Source organism: Agarivorans sp. TSD2052 (genome assembly GCF_023238625.1).
Lineage (GTDB): Bacteria > Pseudomonadota > Gammaproteobacteria > Enterobacterales > Celerinatantimonadaceae > Agarivorans.
The window spans coordinates 212,882-229,735 of the sequence record NZ_CP096670.1 but is presented as its reverse complement, the minus strand read 5'-3'; the positions used below and the strand labels follow the sequence as shown (position 1 = coordinate 229,735).

Below are 16,854 nucleotides of genomic sequence, written 5' to 3'. Positions count from 1 at the left end.
ACCAAAACCTGATTAAAGAAAGAAGTTATGGCTTTACTTGAAGTACTGCGTTTTCCTGACGAACGATTACGGACTATAGCGCAACCTGTTAAAAATATTGACGATAATATTACAACTATAATCGAAAACATGTTTGAAACCATGTATCTAGAGGAAGGAGTTGGTCTAGCTGCGACCCAGGTCAACATTCACAAGCAAATTGTAGTGATTGATGTATCAGAACAGCGAGACCAAAGACTCGCTTTGATCAATCCTGAGATTATTGAAGCGGATGGTGAAGCACTCAATGAAGAGGGCTGCTTGTCGGTACCTGAATATCGAGCGCAAGTACCAAGAGCCGAAAAGATTAAAGTTAAGTCACTCGATGCTGAAGGGAACGAACACACTTTTGAAGCAGAGGGCTTATTAGCCATTTGTATTCAGCATGAACTCGATCACCTCAAAGGTAAGCTGTTCATTGACTACTTGTCGCCACTAAAGCGCCAACGAGTGAAAGTAAAATTAGAAAAGCTTGCTCGTCGCAAGTAATCAGCTAAGCATTGTGGAGAGAAGCGTGACACCATTGCGGATCATTTTTGCAGGTACGCCCGATTTTGCGGCGCGCCACCTTTCAGCCTTACTCGATAGTAAACATCAGGTAATTGCCGCCTATACGCAGCCAGATCGACCCGCAGGCCGAGGCAAAAAACTGCAGGCTAGCCCAGTTAAACAACTCGCAGAACAGCACGGTATAAGCGTTTTTCAGCCCGAGAACTTTAAGAGTGAAGACGCCCAACAGCAGCTCGCCGAGTTAAACGCCGATTTAATGGTGGTGGTCGCTTACGGCTTGCTGTTACCTCAGGTAATTCTTGATACGCCACGTTTGGGTTGTATTAATGTGCATGGTTCACTGCTACCACGCTGGCGTGGAGCGGCGCCTATTCAACGGGCAATTTGGGCCGGAGATAGCCATTCAGGCGTCACCATTATGCAAATGGATATAGGCCTAGATACCGGTGACATGCTGCAGTTAGATGAACTTGAAATTGCCAGTGATGAAACCAGCGCTTCACTGTATAACCGGCTTGCAGAGGTTGGCCCGCACGCGCTTATTAAAGCGCTAGACGGCATCGCCCAAGGCAAGCTCACGGCAACGCCGCAAGATGATACGCAAGCAAACTATGCTAAAAAGCTCAGCAAAGCAGAAGCCTGTATCGACTGGCAACAAGACGCAGCCTTCATCGAACGCTGTATTCGCGCCTTTAATCCATGGCCTGTTAGTTATTTTCAAGTGGCCGACCAGAATATCAAAGTATGGCAGGCCAGCGTTGTCAGCACCGCTACCGACAGCCCTGCCGGAACGATTATTAGCGCCGATAAAGCCGGTATTGTTGTGGCGACAGGTAAAAATGCGCTGCGTTTAGAACAGATTCAAATTCCGGGTAAAAAAGCCCTACCAGCCGCCGATGTACTTAACGCACGTAAAGACTGGTTTACCGTCAATAGTGTGTTGGAGAGTAACCATGGCTGAACAGCCAAAAACTAAACAAATTAACGCCCGAGCCGCCGCCGCAAATATATTGTATCAAGTGGTCGATCAGGGCCAATCTCTCAGCCAAATGTTACCTAGGGTATTACCCCAAGTAGTACCGCGCGACCATGCCCTGGTAAAAGAACTGTGTTTCGGTGTGCTGCGTTGGTTACCGCGTTTTGAAGCGGTACTGCAACAGCTAATGGATAAGCCACTGAAAGGCAAAATCCGCAACGGCCATTTCCTACTAATGGTGGGGCTATACCAACTGTTCTATATGCGAGTACCTGCTCATGCGGCAGTATCAGAAACCGTGTCAGCCACCAGCCAATTAAAGCTGCATAGCTTAAAAAAGCTGGTCAATGGGGTACTGAGAAACGCTGAGCGCCAGCGCGAGCAACTAGAGCCACAACTCACCGCCAATGACGGTTTGCAATATTGTCACCCAAGCTGGATAACTAAACGCATCAAAGCCGCTTATCCGCAGCATTGGCGCGACATTTTAGATGCTAACAACCAACATGCGCCAATGTGGATAAGGGTCAATGCCTTGCAAGGTCAGCGCGATAGCTACCAAGCGCAACTCAGTGAGCTAGAAATAGCCAGCCAAGCTTCTAACATCGCTCTACAAGCGCTATGTTTAGAAAAGGCTCAAGCTGTACATAAACTGCCTAACTTTGCAGAAGGGGCAGCCTCAGTGCAAGACGGCGCCGCGCAAATGGCTGCAAGTTTGTTAGACGCTCAAGCCGGTGAACGGGTATTGGATGCCTGCGCCGCACCTGGCGGAAAAACCTGCCATATTCTTGAGCTGCAACCACAACTGTCTGAGCTAGTGGCGGTAGATACTGAGCAAACGCGGTTAAATAGAGTAACTGAAAACTTAGACAGAATCGGTCTCAAAGCTACCTTGCATTGCGCCGACGCCAGCAAACCAGAGCAATGGAATACCCAGCCCTTTGACCGGATATTGTTAGATGCGCCATGTTCAGCCACCGGCGTTATTCGTCGTCACCCCGACATTAAATGGCTGCGTCGAGAATCAGATATTGCAGAGCTTGTGAAACTGCAAAAAGAGATTCTTAGCGCCCTGTGGCATCAACTCAAACCGGGTGGAACACTGTTATACGCAACGTGTTCGGTATTACCAGATGAAAATAGCCAGCAAATCGCGGCTTTTTTGCAACAAACAGACGATGCCGAGCTAATAGCCATTAACCCTGATGAAACGCCAGAGCAACCTGGATGGCAACTTTTGCCCGGTGACAATAACATGGACGGCTTTTATTATGCGCGTCTGCGCAAAAGTGTTAGTTGAGCTTGCCATTACGTGCGGTAACGGTGACACTTAAAAATTAGCAATGAATGCTTAAGGTATTGTTAGGATAATGAAAATCATCATTCTTGGAGCGGGCCAAGTAGGCGGCACGTTAGCAGAAAACTTGGTTGGCGAGAAATCAGATATCACCTTGGTGGATACTGACCAAGATCGCTTAAGAGAGCTACAAGATAAGTTTGATTTACAGGTCGTATTTGGCCACGCAGCTCACCCTAGCGTGCTGCGTGAAGCCGGTGCCCATGACGCCGACATGCTAGTTGCGGTCACCAATAGCGATGAAACAAACATGGCAGCCTGCCAAATTGCCTACACGCTATTTAATACTCCCAACAAAGTGGCGCGGATCCGCTCTGAAGAATTATTAGCAGAAAAAGAGGCATTGTTTTGTAACGAAGCGGTACCGCTCGACCATCTCATTGCCCCAGAACAGCTAGTCACCGACTACATTAGCCGCTTGATTGATTACCCCGGCGCACTGCAAGTTATGCAGTTTGCTCGCGGTCGAGTAGGCCTTGTCGCCATTAAGGCCTACTATGGCGGCCCCTTAGTAGGCAATGCCTTATCGGTATTGCGCGATCACATTCCTGATATTGAAACCCGTGTAGCCGCTATTTTCCGTCAGGGGCGCGCTATTCGGCCACAGGGAACCACGGTTATCGAAGCCGATGACGAAGTGTTTTTTGTAGCCGCCAGCGACCACATCAGAAAAGTTATGGGCGAACTGCAAAAGTTAGAAAAGCCCTACCGACGGCTAATGATTGTGGGTGGAGGTAACATTGGTGCAGCCTTAGCTAAACGCTTAGAAAGCCAATATAGCGTCAAACTTATCGAACATAACCAACGCCGCGCAGAACAACTGGCCGAAATGCTCAACAACACGATTGTGTTCTGTGGTGACGCATCAGACCAAGAGCTGCTCAGTGAAGAGAACATCGAACAAGTGGATGTTTTTATTGCGGTAACCAACGACGACGAAGCCAACATTATGTCGGCCATGTTGGCTAAACGCATGGGCGCTAAGAAAGTCATGGTGTTGATTCAACGTGGCGCCTATGTTGAGTTAGTGCAAGGTGGCACCATCGATATTGCCATCTCACCGCAACAAGCGACTATTTCAGCGCTGCTCACGCATGTGCGGCGCGCCGATATTGTCAACGTCTATTCTCTGCGCCGTGGCGCAGCCGAAGCCATTGAAGCAATCGCCCACGGCGACAGCAGCACCTCAAAGGTCGTTGGCCGCAGTATTGGCGAACTAAAACTTCCCCCGGGCACCACCATTGGTGCAGTAGTGCGAGGTCACGAAGTAATCATTGCTCACGATCATACGGTAATAGAACAAGATGACCATGTGGTGATGTTCTTAGTTGATAAGAAATTCATCCCTGAAGTAGAACGTTTGTTCCAACCTAGCCCGTTCTTCTTGTAGGCTTTTTTGTTGTGATGATTACACCCGATATTCGGCCCATCATGTTCATGACTGGGCTGGTTCTCTCCAAACTCAGTTTGTTGATGCTAGCGCCGTTAGCTATTGGCATGGCTTACGACGAACCTGATTACGTTGAATTTTTTTATACCATTGTATTAACCCAGACAACCGCCTTTGCACTCATTCGCTGGGGCAAACGCCCCAGCTTTAAGCTTTCAGTGCGCGGTATGTTTCTTTTGACCACCACCGTTTGGCTAATAGCCTGTATTTTTGGTGCTCTGCCACTGTATCGCATCGACCATATTAGCTTTACCGATGCATTTTTCGAGACCATGTCTGGGCTAACCACCACTGGTTCAACGGTATTAGCGGGTTTAGATGAGATGCCCAGAAGCGCGCTATTATGGCGCTCAATGCTGCAATGGCTTGGCGGCATAGGCTTTATTGTATTAAGCGTGGCGATACTGCCATTTTTAAATGTAGGTGGCATGCGGTTATTCCAAACCGAATCTTCTGATTGGTCAGATAAAAATACCCCTAAAACCAAAAATGTAGCCAGCAGCATGCTAACGGTCTACTTGTTGTTGTCACTACTCTGCGCCATTGCCTACCATCTGACTGGGATGAATTGGTTTGAAGCAATTAATCACGCCATGACCACCATTTCCACTGGTGGTTACTCCACCTCAGATCAATCAATGGCCCATTTTAGTAATGCCAGCCACTGGGTGGGCAGTGTATTTATGTTGCTGGGCGGCCTCCCCTTTTTATTGCTGGTTCAGACCATCAGGCATAAAGACTTACACCTTATTTGGCGAGATGCACAAGTACGCGGCTTTATCACCTTAATCGTTTGTGTGGGCGGTATGATGAGCTTGTGGCTTTGGCTACACGGCACTTTCCCACTGATAGACGCGTTGCGGATCAGTATTTTTAACATTATCTCTATTGTTACCACCACCGGTTACGGGCTGACCGATTTTAGCCATTGGGGCAATTTTACTACAGTGCTGTTTATTTTCTTGATGATGGTGGGGGCATGTTCTGGCTCGACTTCTGGCGGGATAAAAATATTCCGTTTTCAACTGGCCAGTGGCTTGTTCTCCCGCCAGCTGAAACAACTGGTACACCCCAACGGTATTTACCCTCATCGCTACAATAGTCGGCAAGTGAGTGAGCAACATATCCGCTCTTTAGTGGCCTTTATTTTTGCTTTTTTCTTTACCCTTATTTTGTTAGCGAGTGGTTTAGCCCTGCTAGGCCTAGACCCCATAACCGCATTATCGGGTGCCATGACCGCCTTGGCCAATGTAGGCCCAGGATTGGGCCATGTGATTGGCCCAGACCACAACTTTCACTTGCTTCCAGATTCGGCTAAATGGTTATTGTCTTTAGGCATGCTACTGGGCCGTTTGGAAGTGCTTACCGTATTAGTGTTGTTAATTCCTAGCTATTGGCGCTACAAATAACAGCTTCGGTGATAGGCTAATACCCACCCACTACCTATTCAGCCAGACCCAGCTAAGTACTTATTATATTTAGGAATACTACAAGGCGTTTGGAAGTGCTTACCGTATTAGTGTTGTTAATTTCTAGCTATTGGCGCTACAAATAACAGCTACGGTGGTAGGCTAAGACCTCAATGCCCACCCACTACCTATTCAGCCAGACCCAGCTAAGTACTTATTATATTTAGGAATACTACAAGGCGTTTGGAAGTGCTTACCGTGTTAGTGTTGTTAATTTCTAGCTATTGGCGCTACAAATAACAGCTTCGGTGATAGGCTAATGCCCACCCACTACCTATTCAGCCAGACCCAGCTAAGCACTTATTATATTTAGGAATACTACAAGGCGTTTGGAAGTGCTTACCGTGTTAGTGTTGTTAATTTCTAGCTATTGGCGCTACCAATAGTCACTCGGCTAATAGGGACGGCGTATCCGAGACAAACGTGGGTTTACCAACAGCCACACCCCTAAATAAGCCAAATAAAGGCCAATAATGATTAGCTTATGCTGACTAATGCCATCATCTATCTCAGCAAAGGTTTGCCCAGTAATACGGCAATATAACCAGCCGATGATCAGCACGCTGTAAACAATTGAAAAACGCCATAAGCTCAATAATAATGAACGTAGCGCATCACTAAACATTATCGCTCCTTAATTTTAAGCAAACATACCCAAGGGTGAACGAGTAAAAGCCACCACCAATAATTGCACAAATACCGCAATAGCCGCACTGCCAGCCAACAAGCGCACTAACTGATTAGGTGCTCGCTTCAAGGCAAAGACACCCAAAACGATATACACCACCAACAGCACTACTTTAGCCGTCAACCAATCTTGGGCAATCGGATACTGCTCTAACATCAAGCATAATAGTATTGCTGCAGTAAGCAATAAGGTATCAACAATATGCGGTACAACCTTCAACCACGTTTTGCTGAGCATGGCCGAACCTTTCAGGGCTAATATCCATCGACCAATAAAGCCAACAATACTGAGCATCGCTAAAGTCATATGTAAGTGTTTCACTACTGAGTAATACTCAAGCATGGTTTTTCCCTGATTATTGTAAATGCGTCCCAACTAAAGACAGTCAGTGTATTGGCAAGCCTTGCAGACCACAAATATTTTTTAACAATTGCGCTGCCCCATATTGTGCATAGGTTGCTGATTACTCACAAAATAACCGCTTATACTCACATAATCGCTCAATAGCTGTGCTTTTTTTGTACAAAACAAAGTAAATAACGTGATCTAGCTCTCTTGGGTCGCGAGCGTATTTGTGGGAGAGTGACCGATACTCATTATCTTTTTATTAACAATTACCGGAGTCGGCCATGTCTGAAGTACCAAGTTTGCTTCCCGCCATCGACATTTTAATGTGCCATACGGGAGCGTCATTTTTAGATGCTTGTCAGGAATTGGGAATTGATCCAAACGAAATCGCTGAATTTGAGCCACCTCAGTCGGAACTGGATTAATCATCGAGGCAGCGTTAGCTGCCTTTTTTATTTAACGCTACACCATGCCTACATTTTATCCTGTTGCATCTCCCTCTCGGTTCATCAGCCTTACTCATAACTTAAGCAGACAAAGTAACCTGTTTATCGCGAGCTGCTGTGGTGGTTTACGTTATCTCGAACTGCGCACCTCTAGCTTTGATCGCGCTAATGTGGTTAAAATCCAATAAATGGGACTCACCTGCAGCAATGAACAAAACATCCCAGTTTCCATTAACGGTAGATACGCCACCAGCATGAATAATTTAGAAAATATCGATTGGTTTAAGCTAAAAGCTCAGTTTGGTAATCCACTGCTATTGCAGCACTGGCTGGGGGATTATTTAAACGGTGCAGAACAAGAGTTAAGCTTGCTAAAACAAGCCCAGCAGCAACAGCGTTGCTCGGCGGGCCTGCTAATGCAACTTCAAGGGCTTGCTTCGCTACTGTGTAGCCCAAGCTTAACTCATTGCGTCAAACAGCTGAAACACAGCCAAGCCCCAGCGGATGACTTGCAAGCGTGTATCACTAGCTACCAAGGCATTACCGCCGAAGTGACCGAATACTTACGCGCGCACTCCGTAGATTAAGGTTTTTGCAGCCAGTCGCCTGTAGCCGACTGAATGTAAGCGCCGCTGCTTGAGCGTTCAATGGCTTTTTTACCTGCCAGTGTCGCTACTTGCTGCTCTGTTAAGCCATTTTCAAGGGCGATCTGTTTATATTTAGCGACCCGCTTTTGGTTTATATCTTTCACCAAGTGAGTCACTTCGCTAGCATGGCTTACCACACCCAACAAACCATTGGTTTGTTCGCCAACCCAGCCATTGGCTTTAGCTGCATCTAGCTCGATAGCAAATACAGAAAAGCTAAGGCTCAACAACAAGGCGATTATCCAGCTATTCCACTTCATCATACTCTCCTAAAATAGCCCGCTTTCATCGGTGAATAAGTCATCAAGCTGCTTATCAACTCGAACTCTAATTTCATGATCAATTTTAACGTTCAAATTAACCGTTATTGGCTTATCCACCGCCACCTCTACTTTTGGCGTGCAAGCGCTAAGGCCTAACAAAAACGCTACGGCGAAGGCTCGGCTAACAAAGATGTTTCGTCTATCCATTGTTGCAGTTGTCCTGACAATTGTTCGCCAATGCGTAAACTTCGCAATAGCTGATAAATGTTCTCTTGATGACTATAGTTCACCGTCACCAAACTTGGGCTGACATGTTGATTACGCCCAATAAGTTTAACCTGCATATCTAGTTGCCCATCTTCGGCAAAATCTAGCTGAGCTGCAAGCTTTTCATAGTTAAAGTCTTCCAATAAGCTCAACGCAAAGTCTAAAGAGGGATGTTGCGCTTTCACCGACACCAACGATTGATGAGTTAAGGCTATGTGTCCCTGCGGCTCTACTACCGCCAAATTGCCGCCAGCAATCCTTAGGCCTTGCTCGCTGATGTGCAGCGGCAAATCGCCTGATACAGAACCCTGCATGCTCAGTTCTAATTCGGGGTATAAAGCCACCAGCTCCGGCAACTGAACTCCCTGCAATTGCAAGCTTGCCTCGCTAGGCAGTGTTAAGGGAAGTTGAACAATATTGCCGCTTCCCCCCAATACCGAAAAACCAATATTTTCTAGCTGTACGCTGCTCCACTGGCTGAGCGTTGCCGCATGAGTCTGTCGCCAATCTAGCGACAACTGACTAAGCGGTATACCAATATCCCATTGCGCTAATTTAGCCGTGCCTTGGTGCATCCAGCCTATTTCCGCTTGATGCGATATATGCCCACTCAACGAGCCGTTTTCAAAAATCAACTCATCCCAAATTGCATTAATACCATCGAGGGTAAATTGGTTCTCAAAAGTATCTATATCCCAATCAAAACTACACGCAGCTTGAGCCGATAACAAATTCAGCGGAGCGGGTAAATCAACTAAGGCCTGTTGTAGCGGCAACAAATTATGAGTACGTAAATGCCCACCAAGCGTTAGCTGAGGGCTTAGTTGCCATTCCCCCCTGCCATCTAGCGACCAATCGGCTACATGCACTTGCCATTGATTTTGCTCAAGCTGCCAGCGAGCCTCGGGGACCCGCGTATCGCTCACCAGCAACGCACTGCTACTGGCGGTAACTCGCCATGCTTGCCACCCCGCTAACTGACCTTTCAAACTAGCTGGATAGGCAGGTAACTGAATATCAAACGACAAGGCTAATTGCTTGCCCACATTGCCAGACATTGCTAGCTTCATTTCCGCTAAACGAGGATCAGCTAACCACGATTGCTGGGTAAGAGTGGCAAGGGTTGTTAGGCTATTAGCCGAAAGCTTAGCACTGAGCGCTAACGTTTCCTGCTTGGGCATCACTTTTAAAGTAAGGGCAAACTCCCCTTTGCTTTGGAAATTGGCCTGCCATTGCTGCGCTTGCTGTACCAGCTTTAGCTCACCGCGAAATAGCAACTGCCCACCATTCACAATATTGAGTTGCTCTACCCCAACGCTAGTGGCAGCTAGGCTAAGCGGTGAGCGTTGTAGCTGCTGAAACATCTGCTGTATAGGAGCTTGCCATTGTGACAGCTTAAAGCCCCCCGCTTGGCTGGCTGAAGAGCCTTGCTCTAGCAAACAGGCAATATCAAGGTCTAGCTGCTTAATGTTTAACGCCAGCGGCAAGCCTTGTATTTGCAAACCGGAGCTCGTTACCGCAGGGCAGCCCCCCCAGTTAGCCTTGGCAAGGTTGCCGGCTAAATCACTAACATTAGCGGCTGCTGCCCCACTGCATAAGATCAGGCTAAACAGCCACACACCGGACCGTAGTAAAGCTAAACCAGAGAAAATAGCAGCGGCATAGTTAGCCATGAAACGTCTCAAACAAGCCATCCTATCGCTTGATTTTAATACCCGCATACTAAGCGCTTTTAGCCAAAATAACGAGCCGCTCAATAGTTACTGCTTAATTTATGCTTGACGAATCAGCAATGAATAGCGATAACTTAAAGACCTAAGCAAGCCTTAGGTCTTGTTATTATAGTGATTCGCATTCAGCCACTCAGCCACCTTATAAGGACATAGCTATGTTTCTGACTTCAATAAAATTGCTTTCAATACAAGGAGCTTGCTAATGCCTTGGTGGTGGTCGGCAGTAATGGCGCTAATAATTACCATGGTGATTTATCAGCTTTGGCGAAACGTACAGCAACGACGCTGGGACTCAAAACAACCATTACATAGCTTACAGGTTGTGATTGCTAAACGAGAGCAAGTTCCGGTGACCAAAATACACTCCAACAAAGAAAACGAAAACCGCCATATTCGTTACCGCTACTTTGTAGAATTTAGGCCACAAGAAGGCGGAGAGTCGCGTCGTTTCCAAGTGAAAAAAGCCCAGTTTGAGCAGCTAGAGCTAAATTTACGCGGCGAACTCACCATCCAAGGCAGCCGTTTAATTAGCTTTAAAAGCGCCGAGCTCAATGAAGATACCCAGCAAAATAGCGACTAATACCAGCGCTTAGCTCGCCAATGTCAAAAAGCGCTCTCCGGCTGCCACACCGAGTTGGTAGTCTTTGTCTAAATCGGCCTGCTTGCTACCCAGCAATTTACTGGCTAATTCTTGGCTGGGATAAATTTGAGTTATTTGTGCATCATGCGGTGGCCGAGCGATAAAGTCTAAGGCTCGCTTATAGGCCTGCTCATGCTCTAACATGTAGTCAATGGCTTTCGGGCATTGCCCTGATGAACACACCCAAGCTTTTAACCAATGCATCCAAGGCGACTCTACTTGGTAAGATTCGGGTTTAGTGCGAATAACCACTATTTTGCGCGCCCCTTGGCGATAGGCTTCTTCTACGGGGAGCGGCGCCACTAAGCCCCCATCAACATAGTTGTGGCCATTAATGTCTACGCCCCCTTTATATAAAAACGGTAAAGCGCTTGAAGCTTTTAAAAAATCGATCCAGTTTTCACTGTTTGGGCTGAAATACTGAGCGCTTTTGTCATCGACTTTGGTAGCAGCAAACAACAAACGTCGTTGCAATAATTGCTCTGAAGCACAATTTACTTTTAAGGGCTCGGCTTGCTGATTAACCTGTTCAAAATACCAATCTAAATCCACTACGCTGCGACCAGCAATAGAACGACTCAAACGAAAAAACCTTTTACTTGAGGAGCTTAAGGCTATTGATTTATGCGCAAAGCCCGGCTGACAGGTCATGTAACTCGACAAATTTTGCGCACCAGCAGAGGTACCAATCAATAGACTAAATGGATTGAAGCCCGCGGCTAACCAACGGTCTAACACCCCAGCAGTAAATATGCCTCGTTGCCCGCCCCCTTCGGCAATTAAGGCCATATCACCTTCGATGGGGCTGCGATAACAAGACCCAGAGCAAGGGCTTATTGATGGCGCGGCATTCAACATCACTATCATCCTTATAAGGTCAACAAAGACGCTAGCTTAACGGCACAGAAGCAATATTAAAATTCGATTGATTTTATGAATTTGATAGGTTTTAACGATGCAAATTAGCGTTTGATTGAACCGGCAATACTAGCGGCTAATCGCTTAAAGGGAACTAAGGCCACTAACAAACCAACAGCGATAAACAATGCCCCTAAAGCATGGTAACTAGCCAGTTGCTCGCCAAGAAAAGAAATACTCAATACCGCGCCAAATAATGGCATCAAATGAATATACTGACCCGCAATGTTAGCGCCAACCACTTTTACTCCGTAGTTCCATGCTAAATAGGCTAACAGCGAAGGAAAAATGGCAACATAGGCCAAGGCGGCGATACTTGCTCTGCTTAGCTCGAACTGAGCTTGAGGCAGACTTAGCCAATAAAAAGGGCTTAGCACCAATGAGCCCACCACCAAGGTACACCCCAAAAATGCAGCACCAGTGAGATCGGCAGGCTTAAAGCGCAAACCAATCGAATATAAAGCCCAAATGAGGGATGACAATACGATCCATGCATCGCCGCTATTAATACTTAATGACGCCAATTGCTGCCACTGGCCTTTCACCAATAACGCGAGTACGCCAGTAAACGACAAAACAATACCCATGAACTGCCGAGCAGAGATCCGTTTGCCTAAGCAAATCCAGCTCACCAGTAAAATAAAAATTGGGATCATCGAGTTAATAATAAGGGCATTGGTGGCGGTGGTGGTTTGCAGGCCAATGTAGACACAAGAGTTAAACCCCGCCACCCCTAAGCAGGCCAGTATTACAATGCGTAAACCGTTCGCAGCGATCACTTCTCGCTGTTGCCACATGGTGCGATAAAGCAAGGGCATGGCGATCAGCATTGCTAGCGTCCAACGCCAGTAAGATAATGACATTGCAGGGATTTGTTCTGAAATATAGCGGCCCGTAACAAAATTTCCGGCCCAAAATAATGGGGGTAGTACCAGCAAACCATAAGCCAACAGCTTTCCCTTCATGACAACTTCCTTATCTACCCTAGACGACCACCACTTAGGGCTGTTAGGGTATAGCATCACGCATTGTTTTGCAGTACTATCCCGCCTGCGCGATGATAGCGTTTTCTAAATTAACAGACTTTCATGGGTAACGATCAATGGATCTACTTGAGGCGATTAATGCAGGGTTGCATGTAACGGCAATTATTTTGCTGGCAGGAGCACTCTACTCAGAAGCCTTTTTATTCCGTCGCGGAATGACCGAAGATGATGTGAAAAAGCTACTGCTAGCCGACGCGACACATGCTTTTTCCACGGTGTTGATTTTTATTACCGGTGCCCTGCGCCTTTTTGTATTCCACAGCACCAGCCACTCGTATTTAGACAATCCATTTTTTGCCTTAAAAATGCTGTTGTTTTTTGCCGTTGTATTATTGTCAATTTACCCATCGACTACCTTCTATCGGTGGCGAAAATCACTAAAACAAGGCAAACCATCAATGATTAGCTATCGACAGCATTCATCGGTTATTTGGTTAATCCGCCTAGAGCTAGGTGCCTTACTACTAATTCCTATGTTGGTTACCTTGGCACGCGCAGGTTTTGGCAGCTAGTCGATAACAGTGTCATTTAGTGTGATAATTTTCGCGCTAAACGCTCACTCAATCTTCATACTGAGCAGCCGAAATAAGGCAACGCCTGACTAATTTAAAGAGGCCATTATGAGCAGTTCAGCCTATCAGCTCAGTGTTGAAGACAACTTAGACTCCGTTTACGCACATACCATTTTTCCCTACTGGCAACAAAATGCCGAGTGCTTACAATTTGATGGCGTAAATGGTCGCAAGATTTGTTTCGCTAAATTGCCCCCCCAAGAGGCTAATGGCAATGCTATTGTCATATCGCCCGGCCGCACCGAAGCCTACCTCAAATACACAGAACTCGCCTACGACTTAACCCAGCAAGGTTATCATGTTTATATTATTGACCACCGTGGGCAAGGCTTGTCAGAGCGAGAAACCAAGCGACAGCAGCCTGGTGATGTGGCCCAGTTTCAATATTATGTCGACGATCTAGCCCAACTGCTTGAGCAATTTGTATTGCCCAAGCAATACCAACAATGCTTTTTATTGGCCCACTCTATGGGCGGCGCGATCGCTGCACATTACTTGCAGCAACAACCCAATGTATTTACGGCGGCAGCGTTATCGGCCCCGATGTTTGAAATTAACTTAGGCGCTGTGCCAATGTTTGCGGCAAGCGCCTTAGCGTCGCTAATGGTGAATATAGAGCACACATTTAACTGCGGCCCTTACTACGCGCCAGGCCAATCAGATTATAAACACGGCAGCTTTAGCACTAACTTGCTCACTCATAGCCAAATACGCTTTAAGCACATGCAGCAGGTATATCGAGATAACCCGCAAATTCAATTAGGGGGCCCAACCAACCGTTGGCTCTATCAAAGCTTTAAGGCGATGCAATCGATTATTGAACAAGCCAAAACTATCAATACTCCGCTATTATTATTACAAGCCGAACAAGATTCTATTGTTATGGCCGCGGGCCAAAATGCCTTTTATGAATCGCTAATGAGCACGGCATCACCTCACAACAAACTGTTGCCAGTGCCTGGTTCAAAACATGAAATATTGTTTGAAAGTGATAGCATTCGTCACCCGGCCTTAAGCAGTATTCTTGATTTTTTTGCCAGCCATACCAATTAAACGGTAAGCCGTGTTCTGGCTTGCCAGGAGTAAATACCATGTACCAACTTATCGCCACCGATCTAGACGGCACCTTATTAAACGCTGAGCACCAAATATCAGAGCACACCCTACAAACCATTACTTATTTGTATCAGCAAAATGTTAAGTTTCTTATCGCGACAGGCCGTCATTACATCGACGTGCGGCCGATTGCTGACCAATTCGACTTTCCCATGTATCTGATTACCTCTAATGGCGCTCGAGTACATAACAAGCAAGGTGAAGTGCTATTTCGCGCCGACCTTAACTCGCAGCAAATTAACAAGATATTAGCGATTTCGGCCAACTACCCACTACACCGCAATATTTACCACGAAGACAACTGGTATGTAGAAGAAGAAAATGAATATGTTCGCTCTTTTAATCAGCATTCTGGTTTCAATTATCAGGTCATCAATTTTGATGAGCTAGAACACCAGCACATTTGTAAGTTATTCTTTGTGGCCGAGCACGACATTTTGCTTAAGTTAGAAAGCGATCTAAACAAAGAGTTTGGCGACAACCTCAACATCACCTTCTCACTGCCTGATTGCCTAGAAGTTATGGCACAAAAGGCCAATAAAGGTGAGGCGCTTAACGCCGTATTAAAACAAAAAAATATCGCCGCTGAAGACTGCATCGCCTTTGGTGATGGCCTAAATGACAAAGAAATGCTCGCTATAGCAGGAAAAGGTGTGATCATGGCCAATGCTCACGACCGTTTAAAGTTGACATTACCTCATTTAGAACAAACACTTAGCAACAAAGAAAATGGCGTTGCCGAATATTTGATCGGCACCTTCAAGTTGTAGCAGTCTTCACAAGGGAAAAATAATGAGGCTTTTAACATCTCTGAGCATGCTCGTGTTAACCAATATCACTTTATTAGCCTGTTCCCAGTCACCGCCTCCGCCGCCTGCAGAACCGGCGCCCAAACCCATGGCCAGCGTAGCCAAACTCAACCCGATAACCGAGATAAAAGGCACGCTAAACACCAGCCAACAAGGGGCTACCTTTACCCCTTGCCAAGGCGAGCGCCAATACTGGCTTGAGTTAAGCACCAACGACCGCCAGCTATTAAGCCGCTTTGCCGACAATAGCTCCGTATATGTCGAATTTCGTGGCCGCTTTAGCAATGTGAGTAAACAGGCACCTCAAGCAGACTATTTAGCCAAAATAAGCCCACAAGACTGGCTATATATGGCCAGCGAAGGGCACGGTTGTAAGGCAAATATTGCTGAACTCAGCGCACAGGGCAACGAGCCCGGTTGGCGCATTGACATTGAAGAAGGCAAGCTACTACTTAGCACCATGTCGGGCTCTGCGACTAAAACCATTACTCGCAGTGGTATCGACAATGGAACCCATTTTTGGGAAGCCGGCTCAGAGCTGCAACTTACGGTGACTAAACAGCAGTGTTTAGATAGCATGGCCGATACCATTTATTCTTATCAAGCCCAGCTAAACTACAAAGGCAAGAGTTATCAAGGCTGTGCCAGACGCCCATTTGCCCAACAGTTGGAACAACTTACTGGCTATTATCAAGTTAAACTGCCCACAGCATCAGGCAGCGGCAGAGTGGTAAACCTAAGCCTCAATGGCGACTTCAGTGCCGAACTACAAAATACTTACCTTGAACAAGATAAAAGCTTTGTTGAAAAAGGCTATTGGTACCCTATCAGCCATTCAAGCTTGGCGCTTACCTTAAGCCAAAGCAGCAAAAAGCAAGTAAAGAGCGACATGCTATTTGATTGGGACGGACGCTTATTACACTTACGTAATCCCGAACAACAACAGCAAGGCAGTGTTGGCCTAAGCATGATGAAGATGGACGGCCCAGCCGTCACCGCAGCCAATCCCCCAAAAACTTACCAACAACGCAGTTTTGAACCCGCCACCTTACTGGCTAGCAGCGACTACGATCCCGCCGTAGAAGCCGCATTAAAGCAATATTTTAAATTGCACCGCACCGAACTCAACGGCACTAAATACCAATGGTGGAAGTTTGATTTAAATGGCGATGGAAAAGACGAGATCATTACCTATGTAGACTGGTGTGGCAGTGGCGGTTGTAGCTTATTGGTATTTGAGGCCAACGACCATAATCATCGTTTTTTAAGCAAAACAACCTTAGTACATACGCCCTTTTATTTGGCTAGCTCTAGCAACGCCCGCTGGCAAGATCTGCTGATTGAAGTATCAGGCGGTGGAGCCACTCCTGGTTTACGTTTGCTGCGTTTTGACGGTTTAAGCTACCCGCTAAACCCCAGTGTGCAACCTAATGCGCCATCGCCTGCCCCAGTCAGTGGAATCACCTTCTACGCTGAATCATTTGGCAAGGGCGCAGGCCGTGCGCTTAACTAGCCTATATCATTGCTAGCCCAATCATAGCGCTAGCGTTACAATGCCCC

At 46.6% G+C, this 16,854-nt stretch carries 19 protein-coding genes; 12 read left to right on the top strand and 7 right to left on the bottom strand.

Annotated elements, in window-relative coordinates; all coding sequences use genetic code 11:
• Positions 1-27 precede the first annotated feature (27 nt).
• From def to M0C34_RS01105, 5 genes are all read left to right on the top strand, one after another.
• Positions 28-528: a peptide deformylase gene (def, locus tag M0C34_RS01125; protein ID WP_248713834.1), complete on the top strand. Its 501-nt coding sequence runs from the start codon at positions 28-30 to the stop codon at positions 526-528.
• 25 nt (positions 529-553) lie between these two features.
• Entirely contained in the window at positions 554-1,510 is a 957-nt protein-coding gene (gene fmt, locus M0C34_RS01120; protein WP_248713833.1) for a methionyl-tRNA formyltransferase, read from the top strand.
• Positions 1,503-2,825 (top strand): 16S rRNA (cytosine(967)-C(5))-methyltransferase RsmB, encoded by a 1,323-nt coding sequence (rsmB, locus tag M0C34_RS01115; RefSeq protein WP_248713832.1) that lies wholly within the window; start codon positions 1,503-1,505, stop codon positions 2,823-2,825. The genes fmt and rsmB overlap by 8 nt, the downstream gene beginning before the upstream one ends.
• A gap of 70 nt (positions 2,826-2,895) precedes the next feature.
• Positions 2,896-4,272, top strand: a complete 1,377-nt coding sequence (trkA, locus tag M0C34_RS01110; RefSeq protein ID WP_248713831.1) for a Trk system potassium transporter TrkA — start codon at positions 2,896-2,898, stop codon at positions 4,270-4,272.
• Positions 4,273-4,286: 14 nt separating this feature from the next.
• A complete protein-coding gene (locus M0C34_RS01105) occupies positions 4,287-5,741 on the top strand; it encodes a TrkH family potassium uptake protein (RefSeq protein WP_248715573.1) in 1,455 nt (484 codons plus the stop codon).
• A gap of 454 nt (positions 5,742-6,195) precedes the next feature.
• Here the strand turns inward: M0C34_RS01105 and M0C34_RS01100 are convergent, their stop codons facing one another.
• Positions 6,196-6,426: a hypothetical protein gene (locus tag M0C34_RS01100; RefSeq protein ID WP_248713830.1), complete on the bottom strand. Its 231-nt coding sequence runs from the start codon at positions 6,424-6,426 to the stop codon at positions 6,196-6,198.
• Between the two features lie 15 nt (positions 6,427-6,441).
• Positions 6,442-6,831 (bottom strand): SirB2 family protein, encoded by a 390-nt coding sequence (locus tag M0C34_RS01095; protein WP_248713829.1) that lies wholly within the window; start codon positions 6,829-6,831, stop codon positions 6,442-6,444.
• A gap of 287 nt (positions 6,832-7,118) precedes the next feature.
• On the opposite strand from M0C34_RS01095, the gene M0C34_RS01090 reads away from it, so the two are divergent.
• Both M0C34_RS01090 and M0C34_RS01085 read left to right on the top strand, forming a co-directional pair.
• Positions 7,119-7,262 (top strand): hypothetical protein, encoded by a 144-nt coding sequence (locus tag M0C34_RS01090; protein ID WP_248713828.1) that lies wholly within the window; start codon positions 7,119-7,121, stop codon positions 7,260-7,262.
• A gap of 275 nt (positions 7,263-7,537) precedes the next feature.
• The gene (locus M0C34_RS01085) at positions 7,538-7,870 is read left to right on the top strand and encodes a hypothetical protein (protein WP_248713827.1); all 333 of its coding nucleotides are present in this window, start codon (positions 7,538-7,540) and stop codon (positions 7,868-7,870) included.
• On the opposite strand, the gene M0C34_RS01080 is transcribed toward M0C34_RS01085, so the two are convergent.
• From M0C34_RS01080 to M0C34_RS01070, 3 genes are read right to left on the bottom strand one after another with little or no spacing between them, the layout of a single operon-like run.
• Positions 7,867-8,193, bottom strand: coding sequence for a YdbL family probable chaperone protein (locus M0C34_RS01080; RefSeq protein WP_248713826.1), 327 nt, complete (start codon positions 8,191-8,193; stop codon positions 7,867-7,869). The two genes, M0C34_RS01085 and M0C34_RS01080, sit on opposite strands and share 4 nt — an antisense overlap.
• Before the next feature lie 6 nt (positions 8,194-8,199).
• Positions 8,200-8,400 carry a YnbE family lipoprotein gene (locus M0C34_RS01075; RefSeq protein ID WP_248713825.1) on the bottom strand — a complete coding sequence of 67 codons (201 nt, stop codon included), beginning with the start codon at positions 8,398-8,400 and terminating at the stop codon, positions 8,200-8,202.
• Complete coding sequence (locus M0C34_RS01070; protein WP_248713824.1) at positions 8,358-10,145, bottom strand: intermembrane phospholipid transport protein YdbH family protein; 1,788 nt, start codon at positions 10,143-10,145, stop codon at positions 8,358-8,360. The genes M0C34_RS01075 and M0C34_RS01070 overlap by 43 nt, the downstream gene beginning before the upstream one ends.
• A gap of 250 nt (positions 10,146-10,395) precedes the next feature.
• Here M0C34_RS01070 and M0C34_RS01065 point away from each other — a divergent pair, with 250 nt between their 5' ends.
• Positions 10,396-10,773: a DUF2500 family protein gene (locus M0C34_RS01065; RefSeq protein WP_248713823.1), complete on the top strand. Its 378-nt coding sequence runs from the start codon at positions 10,396-10,398 to the stop codon at positions 10,771-10,773.
• A 9-nt stretch (positions 10,774-10,782) separates the two neighbouring features.
• Here M0C34_RS01065 and M0C34_RS01060 read toward each other — a convergent pair whose 3' ends face one another.
• Positions 10,783-11,691: a patatin-like phospholipase family protein gene (locus tag M0C34_RS01060; RefSeq protein ID WP_248715572.1), complete on the bottom strand. Its 909-nt coding sequence runs from the start codon at positions 11,689-11,691 to the stop codon at positions 10,783-10,785.
• Positions 11,692-11,795: 104 nt separating this feature from the next.
• Positions 11,796-12,716, bottom strand: coding sequence for a DMT family transporter (locus M0C34_RS01055; RefSeq protein ID WP_248713822.1), 921 nt, complete (start codon positions 12,714-12,716; stop codon positions 11,796-11,798).
• A 137-nt stretch (positions 12,717-12,853) separates the two neighbouring features.
• Between M0C34_RS01055 and M0C34_RS01050 the strand changes: the two genes are divergently transcribed.
• The 4 genes from M0C34_RS01050 (at position 12,854) to M0C34_RS01035 (ending at position 16,807) form a co-directional block, all read left to right on the top strand.
• The gene (locus M0C34_RS01050; protein WP_248713821.1) at positions 12,854-13,309 is read left to right on the top strand and encodes a DUF2214 family protein; all 456 of its coding nucleotides are present in this window, start codon (positions 12,854-12,856) and stop codon (positions 13,307-13,309) included.
• Between the two features lie 108 nt (positions 13,310-13,417).
• Positions 13,418-14,422 (top strand): alpha/beta fold hydrolase, encoded by a 1,005-nt coding sequence (locus M0C34_RS01045; protein WP_248713820.1) that lies wholly within the window; start codon positions 13,418-13,420, stop codon positions 14,420-14,422.
• A gap of 38 nt (positions 14,423-14,460) precedes the next feature.
• Positions 14,461-15,255, top strand: coding sequence for a Cof-type HAD-IIB family hydrolase (locus M0C34_RS01040; RefSeq protein ID WP_248713819.1), 795 nt, complete (start codon positions 14,461-14,463; stop codon positions 15,253-15,255).
• Positions 15,256-15,277: 22 nt separating this feature from the next.
• Positions 15,278-16,807, top strand: coding sequence for a copper resistance protein NlpE N-terminal domain-containing protein (locus M0C34_RS01035; protein WP_248713818.1), 1,530 nt, complete (start codon positions 15,278-15,280; stop codon positions 16,805-16,807).
• The last annotated feature ends 47 nt before the right edge of the window (positions 16,808-16,854 follow it).

Bases quoted from the DNA above. Each gene is read 5' to 3' on its own strand.
- rsmB (WP_248713832.1), top strand. From the start codon at position 1,503: ATGGCTGAACAGCCAAAAACTAAACAAATTAACGCCCGAGCCGCCGCC.
- M0C34_RS01055 (WP_248713822.1), bottom strand. From the start codon at position 12,716: ATGAAGGGAAAGCTGTTGGCTTATGGTTTGCTGGTACTACCCCCATTA.
- M0C34_RS01035 (WP_248713818.1), top strand. From the start codon at position 15,278: ATGAGGCTTTTAACATCTCTGAGCATGCTCGTGTTAACCAATATCACT.
- M0C34_RS01080 (WP_248713826.1), bottom strand. From the start codon at position 8,193: ATGATGAAGTGGAATAGCTGGATAATCGCCTTGTTGTTGAGCCTTAGC.
- M0C34_RS01090 (WP_248713828.1), top strand. From the start codon at position 7,119: ATGTCTGAAGTACCAAGTTTGCTTCCCGCCATCGACATTTTAATGTGC.
- M0C34_RS01095 (WP_248713829.1), bottom strand. From the start codon at position 6,831: ATGCTTGAGTATTACTCAGTAGTGAAACACTTACATATGACTTTAGCG.
- M0C34_RS01050 (WP_248713821.1), top strand. From the start codon at position 12,854: ATGGATCTACTTGAGGCGATTAATGCAGGGTTGCATGTAACGGCAATT.
- M0C34_RS01060 (WP_248715572.1), bottom strand. From the start codon at position 11,691: ATGTTGAATGCCGCGCCATCAATAAGCCCTTGCTCTGGGTCTTGTTAT.
- M0C34_RS01105 (WP_248715573.1), top strand. From the start codon at position 4,287: ATGATTACACCCGATATTCGGCCCATCATGTTCATGACTGGGCTGGTT.
- M0C34_RS01065 (WP_248713823.1), top strand. From the start codon at position 10,396: ATGCCTTGGTGGTGGTCGGCAGTAATGGCGCTAATAATTACCATGGTG.
- M0C34_RS01040 (WP_248713819.1), top strand. From the start codon at position 14,461: ATGTACCAACTTATCGCCACCGATCTAGACGGCACCTTATTAAACGCT.
- M0C34_RS01075 (WP_248713825.1), bottom strand. From the start codon at position 8,400: ATGGATAGACGAAACATCTTTGTTAGCCGAGCCTTCGCCGTAGCGTTT.
- trkA (WP_248713831.1), top strand. From the start codon at position 2,896: ATGAAAATCATCATTCTTGGAGCGGGCCAAGTAGGCGGCACGTTAGCA.
- M0C34_RS01100 (WP_248713830.1), bottom strand. From the start codon at position 6,426: ATGTTTAGTGATGCGCTACGTTCATTATTATTGAGCTTATGGCGTTTT.
- M0C34_RS01045 (WP_248713820.1), top strand. From the start codon at position 13,418: ATGAGCAGTTCAGCCTATCAGCTCAGTGTTGAAGACAACTTAGACTCC.
- def (WP_248713834.1), top strand. From the start codon at position 28: ATGGCTTTACTTGAAGTACTGCGTTTTCCTGACGAACGATTACGGACT.
- M0C34_RS01085 (WP_248713827.1), top strand. From the start codon at position 7,538: ATGAATAATTTAGAAAATATCGATTGGTTTAAGCTAAAAGCTCAGTTT.